The 12,011-nt window shown below is 64.1% G+C and carries 9 protein-coding genes and 1 pseudogene; 7 read left to right on the top strand and 3 right to left on the bottom strand.

Annotation, left to right across the window (positions count from 1 at the left end):
• Nucleotides 1-310, top strand: a pseudogene (locus ACRDU5_RS10255) (DEAD/DEAH box helicase); the annotation flags it as partial.
• A gap of 26 nt (nucleotides 311-336) precedes the next feature.
• Here the strand turns inward: ACRDU5_RS10255 and ACRDU5_RS10260 are convergent.
• Together ACRDU5_RS10260 and ACRDU5_RS10265 are read right to left on the bottom strand one after the other, a co-directional pair.
• Complete coding sequence (locus tag ACRDU5_RS10260) at nucleotides 337-1,389, bottom strand: polyprenyl synthetase family protein (RefSeq protein WP_526614383.1); 1,053 nt, start codon at nucleotides 1,387-1,389, stop codon at nucleotides 337-339.
• On the bottom strand, nucleotides 1,386-2,072 hold the full coding sequence (locus tag ACRDU5_RS10265) for a hypothetical protein (protein WP_526614384.1): 687 nt from the start codon (nucleotides 2,070-2,072) through the stop codon (nucleotides 1,386-1,388). Before ACRDU5_RS10265 ends, ACRDU5_RS10260 begins: the two co-directional genes overlap by 4 nt.
• 85 nt (nucleotides 2,073-2,157) lie before the next feature.
• Between ACRDU5_RS10265 and ACRDU5_RS10270 the strand changes: the two genes are divergently transcribed.
• From ACRDU5_RS10270 to ACRDU5_RS10285, 4 genes are read left to right on the top strand one after another with little or no spacing between them, the layout of a single operon-like run.
• Nucleotides 2,158-3,645: a hypothetical protein gene (locus tag ACRDU5_RS10270; protein ID WP_526614386.1), complete on the top strand. Its 1,488-nt coding sequence runs from the start codon at nucleotides 2,158-2,160 to the stop codon at nucleotides 3,643-3,645.
• Entirely contained in the window at nucleotides 3,638-4,360 is a 723-nt protein-coding gene (locus ACRDU5_RS10275) for a hypothetical protein (RefSeq protein WP_526614388.1), read from the top strand. Before ACRDU5_RS10270 ends, ACRDU5_RS10275 begins: the two co-directional genes overlap by 8 nt.
• Nucleotides 4,361-4,407: 47 nt before the next feature.
• Nucleotides 4,408-7,560 carry an ATP-binding protein gene (locus ACRDU5_RS10280; protein WP_526614389.1) on the top strand — a complete coding sequence of 1,051 codons (3,153 nt, stop codon included), beginning with the start codon at nucleotides 4,408-4,410 and terminating at the stop codon, nucleotides 7,558-7,560.
• On the top strand, nucleotides 7,557-9,626 hold the full coding sequence (locus ACRDU5_RS10285; protein WP_526614390.1) for an FAD-dependent oxidoreductase: 2,070 nt from the start codon (nucleotides 7,557-7,559) through the stop codon (nucleotides 9,624-9,626). The genes ACRDU5_RS10280 and ACRDU5_RS10285 overlap by 4 nt, the downstream gene beginning before the upstream one ends.
• Nucleotides 9,627-9,632: 6 nt before the next feature.
• Here the strand turns inward: ACRDU5_RS10285 and ACRDU5_RS10290 are convergent, their stop codons facing one another.
• On the bottom strand, nucleotides 9,633-10,184 hold the full coding sequence (locus tag ACRDU5_RS10290; protein WP_526614391.1) for a CGNR zinc finger domain-containing protein: 552 nt from the start codon (nucleotides 10,182-10,184) through the stop codon (nucleotides 9,633-9,635).
• Nucleotides 10,185-10,260: 76 nt separating this feature from the next.
• Here ACRDU5_RS10290 and ACRDU5_RS10295 point away from each other — a divergent pair, with 76 nt between their 5' ends.
• Together ACRDU5_RS10295 and ACRDU5_RS10300 are read left to right on the top strand one after the other, a co-directional pair.
• Nucleotides 10,261-11,292 (top strand): EamA family transporter, encoded by a 1,032-nt coding sequence (locus tag ACRDU5_RS10295; RefSeq protein WP_526614392.1) that lies wholly within the window; start codon nucleotides 10,261-10,263, stop codon nucleotides 11,290-11,292.
• 24 nt (nucleotides 11,293-11,316) lie between these two features.
• Nucleotides 11,317-12,009 (top strand): cutinase family protein, encoded by a 693-nt coding sequence (locus ACRDU5_RS10300; protein WP_526614393.1) that lies wholly within the window; start codon nucleotides 11,317-11,319, stop codon nucleotides 12,007-12,009.
• The last annotated feature ends 2 nt before the right edge of the window (nucleotides 12,010-12,011 follow it).

Below are 12,011 nucleotides of genomic sequence, written 5' to 3' on the forward strand. Positions count from 1 at the left end.
CACCGCGCGCGCCGGAGCCGACGGCACGGTGGTGACGCTGATGCAGGACGACCAGGTGTCCGATGTGCGGCACCTGACCCGCAAGGCGGGAGTCAAGCCGACCATCACCCGGTTCAGCGGAGCATCACATCCGGTGCTGCAGCAGATCGCCCCGGGCGAGCGCACCTTCGGTAAGCCGAAGGCCAGCGCGCGCCCGCAGGAGGCTCAGTCCCCGAACCCTGGCCGGCCGCGAAAGCGCAAGCCCCGGCGAAACGGTATACGTTCCCACAGTGCCGCGTCGTTCTCGGCGGGATTGTCACGCACCCGCTGACGGCCGGGCCGAAGCAGGCGACGCCCTCATCGCCACCGTGCCCACACGTAGGGCACCAGCGACCGGAGGAAGTCGAGATCCGGGCCGGGTTCCGCGGCGGCGAATGCCTGCTCAAAGTACTCTTCGGCCACCAGCAGAATGCCTTCGGCGTACTCGCCGGTGAAGGTGATGCTGCCGTATTCGTCCATCAGTGCCCGAATCTTGCCGACGAGTTCGGGCGACCGCTCGGCGCGCGTCCGGCGAAGATAGTCGCGCAACAGAGCAATGTCTGCGCCTTTTGCGCTGGACAACAGGTGCATGAGCGGCAGCGTGCGCTTGCCCTCGTAGATGTCGCCAAGGATCTCCTTGCCGTACATCCGTTCGCTGCCGACGAGATTGAGCAGATCGTCGCGGATCTGGAAGGCCGCGCCGAAGTGGAATCCGAACCGCACCATGGGACCCAGGTCCACGGTGCCGCGAGCACCGACGATCGCGCCGACACGAAGCGGATGGATGGTGGTGTACCAGCACGTCTTGTGCATGATCAGGTGCAGGTAGTCCTCGGGGCCCAGATCCTCGACGTTGTCGAGCTGCCACCCGACCTCCGTCGCTTGGCCTTCAAGTGTGCGCATGGCCATCGTGTCGAACTCGCCCCACACGAGGTCAGCGAGGTCACGGTCTAGCCGTCGAGTGGCCCGCCGCAGTACCTGACCCGCCACAATCGCCAGCCCGTCGCCTGCGTTCAGGGCTGCCGCGAGTCCATACGTCGCCGCGAGTGTCGGTCTGCCCCGCCGCATTTCACTGCCGTCGGCGACATCGTCATGGACGAGGAACGCGTTGTGCAACAGCTCAATCGCTACGGCTATCCCCAGCAGCTCCTCAGAGCTGGCGCCAAACGCGCGACCCGCCGACAGGCACAATGCAGGGCGGAGAGCCTTGCCGGGGCGGGATGGATACTCGCGCATCGGACCGTACAGCCACTGCACCGGCTCACCGTCAGGCATCGCGTCAAGCATCGTTCGCCGGACGGCACGGCCCACCTCGCGCAGTCGGTCCTCGACACTGGTAACGAGGGCGGCGCGGTCCGCGAGCTCTGTCATCCGTCAGTGGGCTGCAACATGAGCACCAGGGGAAGCCACAGATGGGGGTGGCCGTCGATGAGCAGCGTACCGCGGTAGACACCGGGCGCGACTCCGTCCGATACCTGGACCGACACGACCGCACCGCGGCTACTGCGCGCAGGCATCGGCACCGGATCCGGCTCGAAACAAACGGCGTCAGCTTTGATCACGTCACCGCTGTGGGACAACAGGTCGCTGCACCGCAGTCCGATTTCACCGAGATTGGTCGCTCCGCCGTTGTGCAGCCATACCTCTGCGCACACCGGGCCGGCACCTCGCGTCTCCATGTGGATGGCGGTCGTTGCGCCCGACCCGGCCAAGTCCAGTGTCGGGGTGCCGGTTGGAATCGGGCCGGGCGTGGCGGTCGTACGGGCGAGCCGGCCTACCAGCGATTCCCATGTCGCCAGCACTCGGTCCGCGTTCGCGGCTGACGTCTGCGATGTTCTCGCCTTATCCACCGGCTGTGCAACATCGGTGTCACCGGCTTTATGGTTCGAGTCGTTACCGGCAAATTGAACGAAGCGGTCGACGATTTCGGTTGCTGCGCGCAGGCCCTGCGATTGGACGGCGCCCAGCGCGCGGATGTTGGCGGCAGGGTCGAACACCGCTGCCCATGGCAGATCCGAGATCGTGCTGTCGTCCCCTAGCCCCCGCTCAGTCAACTGCTGCTGCCCTACCCATCCGTTTTGCCGAGCATTTGGAGTGCACAACGGTATGCTAAGTCCGCATATCGCGGAAGGCGGGGCCATGCCGAATATTCGCGCGTATTCTATGGCGCTCTTTGGGCAAATCGACCAGATAGCAAGCGACGCCGATCAGGATCCCAGCCCCATGAACGACGCTGTGCTCGCCACGGTGGAGAACCTTCTGCCTAATAGCACTGGGCTGGGCCAGCGCGGCTGGTATCGCGAGTTGCAAGTATTCCTGAACAGCCCGAAGGTGCGGGAGGGTCGCGAACCGTTTGAATTTCCTGGGTTTGAGGACGCGAGGGCACACCTGGCCGACTTACCACGCGTGACTCGGACGTTGGGCGACCCTGTGGTGCTGGATGATGATCGCCATCCCGCGTTGGCGCGCGCAGCCTACGCAAGCGTGATCTTCGAAAAGATTCGTCAGGTCAGGAGCGGCTACCTCGAGCAGCCCGAGATTCGGGACAACCAAATGCTGGCGATACTGCCCGGTGTCCTCGATGCCTGGCCCACGGTAAGAGAAGGAGAATTATTGTCCGGCGACGACAAGGCCTTTGCGTTGGAGGGCAGGATCGCTGAGATCGTCGATCAGAAGTCGTTCGTGCGCATCGCCGGCGAACAGGTCAGCGAGCAGTTCGCCGAACGCGCCAAACCGTGCTTCGGAACGCTGGAGGATTCCGGCGGGCAATACTGCAGCACGCTTTACACCGATTCGGAAGACGACGAATTGACAGTGGATGAAATCGAGAAGATCCTCCATCCACTGAATTGGGACATCTGCTGCCCCACCTTCTTTCACAAGATGGCCGAGCAGCTGCCCAACCGCTTCACTGCCGACCGCTGGTACCGGATCGTCGAATCGATTTCCGCCGAGCCCGATGAGTACCTGCTGAACACCGCGCTCATCTTCTCGCTGGAAAAGCGCGACGACGGCCTCATTATCAACTACAGGCTGGACCCGAATCGTCAGAACGAAGGCCTGTCCGCGGGCATTGTCGAGATCGACAACGGCTACATCTGGGTGACCCCGACCCGCAAACGTCCAGACGGCAAGGGTGTGCGAATCCGCACCAGCAAAGAAGAGCGGGTCAACGGCCTCAGTCCCACGGCGACATCGGCGCTCGGCTGCCTGCTTGGCTGGTCGGATGCGGGCAAGGAAATGCTCGCAGGCACCGCCCGCAAAGCGATGAACAACGACCTGCAGTTGCCCCAGGGGAGAACGCTCAAGTCGTGGCCAAGCTCCGCCGCCTTTCAGCAGCAATTCGTGGATAACAGTCCGCCGACGATTCCACCCGATGTCCCGCCCACACTGCCGATCAACTTCCCCGACACTGTGGACGACGCTGGCAGACTGGCGAAGAGCCTCATCGACAGGGTGACCAGCAATCTCGGAGACGCCGCGAGCCGCTGGCTGGACGGCCTGATCAAAGACGATGTCGAAGACGTCACCAAGCAGATGGGCAAGGACCTCAAGGACTGGTCGATGGACGTCTACAAGACGGCCGAACGCAATGTCAAGCCTCCGAAGGAGAAAGCCAATGGATGACCCCAAAGTCATCGCGGCCCGGTATGCCAAGGAGGTCAACGAGGCGATCGATGACGCTTCTCAGGTCGCAACCGAGGCGTACGACAAGATCAACGCCGACCCCCCCGCGTACGAAACCAAAGACGCAATCAAGTCGTTCTACGACCTGAGCAGAATCGCCATACAGGGCGCCGCCGACATCGCCCGCATTCCGCTGCAGACCCCGCCCGATCCTCGTGTGCTGCTGCTCGCCGACCACATCACGACGGTCCTGCGCCGTGGCCTGTTGGAAGCCACTCAGGTCGCCGCCGATGCGGCTGCCCTCATCGACGATGATCCAATGGACGTCGACAGGAACGAATTGATGAAGTCGGCGGTGAAGGTGGCCCGGATCGGGATGCTGCGCAGCGCTGAAATCGCACAGACCATCGCCGCAGGTCCTGGTGCATACGCGGACCCGGTCTTGAAGTCCGACTACATCCACATCAAGGCCGAAACCTACGACCGCACGTTGAAGGTCGAGAAGCTGGCCCGCAAAGCCGTTCCCAAGGAGGATGTCGCCACACTGATCAGCATCGACCTGCCGAACGGCACCCTGCCCGCGAACGTGGACTCCTTCAGAATGGTCGCGAACTCCGCGGGCCTTCCGAGCGGCGTCTATGTCGGTACGGTCAAGGCATACAAACTTGACACGAATACAGCGGAGAAGACTGTAGAGGTGTCATTTGCACTGTGAGTCATCCTGATCGACCTGCAGGCGTCGACGAGCTGCTCGATCGCGCGTTGCGCGCCGCCGCCGAAGGCGATCGGGCGACCGCCAACCTCCTCGCCGGTCAAGTATTAGCCGTCGACCGCAACAATGCCGACGCCGAAGACCTTCTTGCCGCGCCGGGTGAATACGGCGAAATCCGCCGCCTGACGATCCTTTTCGCCGACCTCGTCGACTCCACCGCGTTGTCGACCAAGGTTGAACCGGAGACCTATCGAACTGTCGTTGGGCGCTACCGTGACGACGTACTGCGCATCGTCGGCCAGTATGAGGGCCACATCGGTTCGACCAAGGGTGACGGGCTACTGGCTTTCTTTGGACATCCAAAAGCCCACGAGGACGACGTGCAGCGGGCGGTGCAGGCCAGCCTGGACATCACCCGCGAGGTTGCCGCTCTCAGCGGAAGGGTCCGGCACCGCTTCGGCTTCGACATCGATGTCCGGGTGGGTATTCACCGCGGAATTGTGTACCTGGACACCGCACAAGACGACGTCTACGGTTTCGCCGCGAATCTCGCGGCCAGGATGTGTAGTCTCGCCGACCCGGGCACCGTCGCGATATCGGAGGCGATAGAGCCCCTCGTCCACGGTGGATTCGAACTGCAGGCTCAGCTGCCTGCACAGGTCAAGGGCGTGGACAATCCTGTCCGCCATTATCGGGTGATCGCCGAACGCGAGGTGACGCGCACTCCCCTCGGACCCCTGGTCGGACGGGAACGAGAGTTGGCATACCTCAAGGACTCCTGGGCGCAGGCGAACGCCGGGGAGCTGCGCACACCCGGCGTGACATTTCAGGGTGAGGCCGGCATTGGCAAGAGTCGGCTGGCCTGGTCAGCCGTCGATATAGCCGAACAATCCCATGGGACCGTCCTGTACCTGATCGGGTCGCCGTTCCACACCGATGTCGGCTTGCGCCCGATCCGCCGATTGCTCGAACGACGTTGTGGCATCGGCCGGACATCCGATCCGACAGAACGTCTTCAACATCTACGAGCCGAGATCGAGGAACGGTCGCTCGACCCTGCGGCCCTGCTTCCGCTGTTGGCACCCCTTCTCGGCATCGATCCCCAGTTCGGCTATCAGCCGGTACACGCCGAAGGCCGCAAGCTATACGACAAAATCTGCGACGCGGTTCGCGACTACCTACTCGCGTGCGTTCGCGAAACGCCGGCACTGGTGCTCGTCGAAGACATGCACTGGTTCGACGAAGACACCGCCGAGGTCATCCAATCACTCCTCGATGCCGAGCTGAACGGCCATGTCCTCGTCGTGATGACCAGCCGTGAGCAGATGTTGCCTGACAGTACACAGGCTGTGGCGTTCCATCTGAAACCGCTGACCGACGACGAGGTCGACCAGCTGACCGTGGCCCTCCACCCCGAGGTGACCCCCGACCAACTGCAGGCGGTGCGGCATCGCTGTGACGGCGTGCCGCTATACATCGAAGAAGTCGTCGCGAAAATCAAGGAACAGCCATCCGATCTGTCCACCGCTGTGGGCGTGCCGGACACGCTCTACGAGGCACTGTATGCGCGGCTTCGATCGAGCAGCAACGCCATCAGGGTCGCCGAAGCAGCGGCAATCATCGGTAGCCGCGTCGAACGCAGCTTGCTGTTCACGGTCGTTGACCTCGCCGAGCACGAAGTCGCACAAGCGATTCAGCAATTGGTGAACGGGCGGGTGCTTGAACCACTCGATCTGGACAGCTTGCGCTTCCACCACGAGCTGCTGCGCGAGGTGGCCGCGGAATTGTCACCACCCACCCTTCAACGCGAGCTGCATAGCCGCACCGCTGACGCGTTGGTTTCCGCGGCGGCCGATGGCAACCCTGACTGGCCACTGATCGCACGCCACTACGAGCGCGCAGAGCGCTACATCGAGGCCGCGGCAAGCTATGCACAGGCGTCGGCGAATGCACGCCAGCGTGGCGCCCTCGGAGAGGCCCTGACCTACTTGAGCTATGCCGTTTCGCAGGTCGAGCGCTCGGCGACCGGGCCGGACCGCGACCGGCTGGAGGTTACCCTCCGATTGGGACGCGCCTTCCTCGCGCAAGCAGCCGAGGGTGTATTCAGCACCAATGCCGCGGCCGACTTCGAGCGGTGCCTTCAGCTGTGCAGCAGCGATCTACATGATGACGACCTCTTGTCGACCGTGATGTCGCTGTACCCGTACTACACGATGCATGCGGATCTCGATCGCGCGCAGCGGCTGGTCGAGTCCATCCGGGGGAGCCTCACCGGTCCACGCGAGAAGTTCATGCCCGTCAACGACTTCGCCTTCGGGATGCTGGCCTGGTATCGCGGCGAGTTCGGCTACGCCCGTACAAAGATGGAGACGGCGGCGCAAACGCTCACCGAGGAAGGTGCGCAGGCACTCGACTCGATGCTGTTTATGCCCAACGATCCAACCGCGGGCCTGTTCACCCATCTCGCGTTGAGCCGCTGTCTAGACGGGGATTTAGCCGGCGTCGACGCCGAGCTCCGGAGCGCGGAACGCAGGTGTGACCAACTGCCCTTCCCCAAAGGGGCATTCAGCCTGGCCTATGCACGCCAGATTGAGGTGTTGATACGTATTGAAGCCGGCGAGCTACAGCGCGCTTCCGAGGTGGCGCTCGAACTCGGCACCCTCGGCGAGCAGCACGGCTTTGATTCCTGGGAGCTGACCGGAGCAGCGCAATATGCTACTGTCGGCGCGCTGATTGCGTTGGCCGACAACGCCGGCGACTCTGCGCCCTTGGCTCCGCACATCGCAACACTCACCGCGTTTGTCGACACGTGGCGCGCAGTCGGCGTGATCGCCCTCATAACTTTCTACGACGCGCTGCTGGCACGGTTGCTGACCGCCACGGGCCAGCTCGAGGAAGCGCGGTCCAGGTTGCTGGCGGGCCTGGATCTCGCTCGACAAACGACCATGCACTTCTACGACGCCGAGCTCACGAGGCTTCGCGTATTCACCACTGATGACAGCGAATTGCAGCGTGCTGCCCTCCGCGATGCCATCGAGCTGGCCCGAAGCCAAGACGCGCGGATCTTTGAATTGCGCGCTGCCACTGACTATTTCGAATTATTCGGTGAATCCACCCGCGAAGCACTCACGGACGCGCTCGCCCGATTTCCCGCTGACAGCGACTGGCCGGACGTGATGCGCGCCAGGACGCTGCTCGGGTGAGGCGACCCGGCGGGAAGGTCGCCATCCTCGGTGGCGGTATGGCGGGACTGAGTGCGGCTTGGCGACTCAGCGAGCCGGGTTGGCACGATCGATTCGAATCCATCACCGTCTATCAACGCGGCTGGCGACTGGGCGGCAAGGGTGCATCAAGCCGTGGCAAGAACGACAGAATCGAAGAACACGGTCTGCACGTTTGGCTCGGGTCGTACGAGAACGCCTTTGCACTCCTTCGCGAGTGCTACGCCGAACTAGACAGACCCACAACGGATTCCGCGGCACCGATCCAATACTGGGATGAGGCCATCATTCCCGCCGGCAATCCCGGGTTGGCGGACGAATGGGGCGACGTTTGGCTGACTTGGCTTGGTACACACCCCCACAACGAGATGGTGCCGGGTGAACCCGATGGCACCGGCCGCGAGATCACTGCGGTCGAATTCATCGACCGCGCGCTGCAGTTGGTAATCGCTTTCACCGACTCGCTGCGTGATGCAAGTCCGGTCAGCCTGAAGCTTTCCACCTCGCCACAGCCGCCCCACACGTCGTCATCGCCAGCGATCGCAGCCGTGCAGCGCGGGGTGCTCGCAGCAATGCTGACTGTGGCGGACCCACAGGTGAGGAAAGGCCCGCCGGCCGAAATCCTCGATCATGCAGTCGATGCGATCCGTCACGCGATTGACTATGAGAATCGCCTTGACCACAAACGCAGTTGGCTGCTGATTTCGCTTGTCGTCGCAGCCGTGCGCGGTGTCATCGCAGACAACCTCATCACTCACCCGCACGGGTTCAGGGCCATCAATGACGAAGAATTCGGCGACTGGGTAATCCGTCACGGCGGCCATCCCGATGTGCTCGAGTCTGCGTTCGTGCGTGGTCTTTACGACCTGGTTTTCGGCTACGAGCAGGCCGATCCCCAGCGGCCCGCGGTCGGCGCCGGGGTCATGATCTTCCTCATCGGATTCGTCCTGTTCGAGTACAAGGGTGCGATCTTTTGGAAGATGACGGCCGGGATGGGCGACGTCGTGATGGCACCGCTCTATCAAGCACTCCGCAGGCGCGGCGTGAAATTCGAGTTCTTCCATCGCGTTGACGCGCTGCATCTCGACGGGCGACGGAAGGCTGTCGACGCAATCGCCATCGGCCGTCAGGTACGACTCGCCGACGGTGTCGACGCCTACGATCCGCTGGTCACCGTTCGCGGCCTTCCCGTCTTTCCCAACGCGCCACTGGTCGCGCAGATCCAAGCCAGGGACGGGCTCGACGATCTTGAATCACACTTTGGTAGCCGCGACGACGTCGAGACGAGAGTTCTCCGGCACGGCAAGGATTTCGATCACGTTGTGCTCGCCGTATCACTGGGGATGATTCCCGTCGTGGCGGAAGAACTCATCGAAGATCGACCGGATTGGCGCGAAATGACAACGCACGTCCGCACGGTCGCGACACAGGCATTCCAGCTTTGGCTGCGCCCAGACGAACCCGCGCTCGGATGGCCGAGACCTGGCGCAACAGTCACCGCCTATATCCGCCCGTTCGAAACGTGGGCGTCGATGCCGCAAACGCTTTGGGCGGAAGACTGGCCCGACGAGGATCGTCCGGGCACGGTTGCTTACTTCTGCGGCAGCCTCGACGCGCCGTGGCCGACCACCGAGGACTACGAGAGCTATATCCGGCGGTACCGGGACCTGGTTCACCTCGATGCCGCCGATTACGTGGACCGCCACCTCGGGCTGTTCTACCCGAACACCGTCACTGCGGACGGCTTTGCCTGGCACCTGCTCTGCGGCGCCGACGGCCAACGTGGCCCGGCGGCGTTGGCCACCCAACACGTCAGCGTGAACATCGACCCGTCGGATCGCTATGTGCAGTCCGTTCCCGGAAGCGACGAATTCCGCCTGCGGCCCGACGAAAGTGGTTACGACAACCTCGTTTTGGCCGGTGACTGGACCGACTGCGGGATGAACGCCGGATGTATCGAGGCCGCGGTGATGTCGGGCCTGCAGGCGGCGAATGCGCTACTCGGCCGCGGTCGCTATTACCGCATCCGCGGGATCTACATGCCTTGAACCCGGCTAGCGCTGCGCCCGCCGCTCGCGGTAGGCCGCAACGTGCTGGCGGTTGCCGCAGTTGCCGGTGTCGCAGAACATCCGTGAGCGGTTGCGGGACAAGTCCATCAGCACCGCCTCGCAGTCCGGGGCCGCGCAGACCTTCAGCCGGCGCAACTCCCCGGCGCGGATCAGGTCGGCCAGCGCCATCGCCAGCTCCGCCCCCATCCGCTGCCACAGCGGATCGCGGACCGACGCCAGGTGCAGGTGCCATTCCGGCATCTCCGGGTGCCGGGTCAGCCACGGCCGGGCCTTGGTGTCGGACAGCAGCGCGTTGATCTGCCCGACCGTGGCCTCCTCGTCGTCGGCGGTCGCCCAGATCATGCCCAGCCGTTCGCGCAGCCGGTGGATGGACGCCAGTTCCGCGTCGTCATGGTCGCGGCGGCCGGTCCATCCCCAGCCGTCCAGGAACGCATTCAGCGCCGCCATCTCGCCGAGCCGCTCGCCGTCGACGCGGTCGGTGTTGATCAGCGCGCACGCGGCCCGCAACGTGAGCTCAGTGTCATGAGTAAAAATCATTTGACTCCTGACCTCCCTCCCGGCTAGTGTCACGACCAAAGATCATTTTACTCCTTACATCCCCGGAGGGTCCCAGATGACGTCGACAACGCGAGGCGTGGATCATTTCCGGCTCGGCCTGTTGTTCGCCGTCGGCTCCGCCTTCACCTTCGGGATGTCCGGGCCGTTCGCCAAGGCGCTGATGGAGGCCGGCTGGACCCCCACCGCCGCGGTCATCGCCCGGTTGGCCGGCGGCGCGTTGGTGATGGCCATCTTCGCCACCGTCGTCAAGCCGGACTGGTTCCGCGAGGCCATGCGGCACGGCAGGATCGTGATCGCCTACGGGCTGATCCCGATCGCGGGCGCGCAGCTGTGCTACTACAACGCCGTCGCGCACCTGTCGGTCGGCGTTGCGCTGCTGCTGGAGTACATCGCCCCGATCCTGGTGGTGGGCTGGCTGTGGGCCACCACCCGGCGCCGGCCGCGCAACATGACGCTGGTAGGCGTCGCACTCGCCATCGCCGGAATCATGTTGGTGCTCAATATTTTTGAGAACGGCGGGTTTGCCGGCGCGCACATCAACGCGATCGGCGTGGCGTGGGGACTGGCCGCCGCGGTGTGTGCGGCATGCTACTTCGTGATGTCCGACAAGGTGAGCGCCGACAGCTCCGATGAAGGAAGCCTGAACTCGATCACGCTGGCCGCCGGCGGGCTGATCGTCGGCGCGACCGCGGTCGCCACGCTCGGCGTGACCGGGGTGATGCCGTTGATCTTCACCGCCAACGACACCGCCGTCGCGGGGTTGACGATGTCGTGGGTGGTCCCGGTGATCGCGCTCGGCGTGATCGCCACCGCGATCGCCTACACGCTCGGCATCATGGGCATTGCCCGGCTGCGGCCACGGTTCGCCTCGCTGGTCGGTCTGGCCGAGGTGATGTTCGCCGTGCTGGCGGCCTGGGTGCTGCTGGGTGAGGCCATCACCCCGACGCAGGCCGTGGGCGGCGCGGTCGTGCTGGTGGGTCTGGCACTGGCCCGCCAGGGCGACCGCACCGAGAAGGTCGCCGCCGCGACCTGGCCGGACGGTGGCGGGTTTGAGGAGCTGACCACCAGCGCCAGGGGTAGCAGTTAGCCGCTGACGGTCAGAATGTGAAATATTGTCCGCGTGACTTTGCCACGTACGCCGGCCCGGGTGGCCGCCATTGCAGCAGCCATCGGATCCGCGACCGCCCTGATCGTCGGCACCGCCCCGACCGTCGCCGCCGAGCCCCATGGTCAAGGTTCCGCGTGCTCGGACGTCGAGGTCGTGTTCGCGCGGGGCACGAACGAAGCCGTGGGCATCGGCCGTACCGGCCAGGCCTTCGTCAACGCGCTGAGCGCACAGCGTCCCGACCGCACCATCAGCACGTACGCGGTGGACTATCCGGCAAGCTATGACTTCCTCACCACCGCAGCGGGAGCGACGGACGCGACGGCACACATCGCGAAGATGGCGCTGCAATGCCCGTCTACCCGGATCGTGCTCGGCGGCTACTCACAGGGTGCGGCAGTGGTCGACATGATGGCCGGCATTCCGCCGCTGGGTAACAAAATCGGCGACATCGGGTCGGCGGCCCCCCTATCCGCCACCAGCGCAGTCACCGTCGCATCGGTCGCGGTGTTCGGAAATCCCGCAACGAAGTTCGGCAATCCGGTGTCGTCGAGCGGTCTGTTTGCAGGCAGGGCGATCGACTTGTGCAAGGATGGTGACCCGATTTGTTCTAAGGGGCGAAATCCCTTCGCCCACAGCGATTATGTGAGTGCCGGCCTGACCCAGCGGGCGGCGAACTTCACGGCGGGAATGATATAGCC

The sequence above is a fragment of the Mycobacterium sp. genome, assembly GCF_050701515.1.
Taxonomy (GTDB): Bacteria; Actinomycetota; Actinomycetes; order Mycobacteriales; family Mycobacteriaceae; genus Mycobacterium.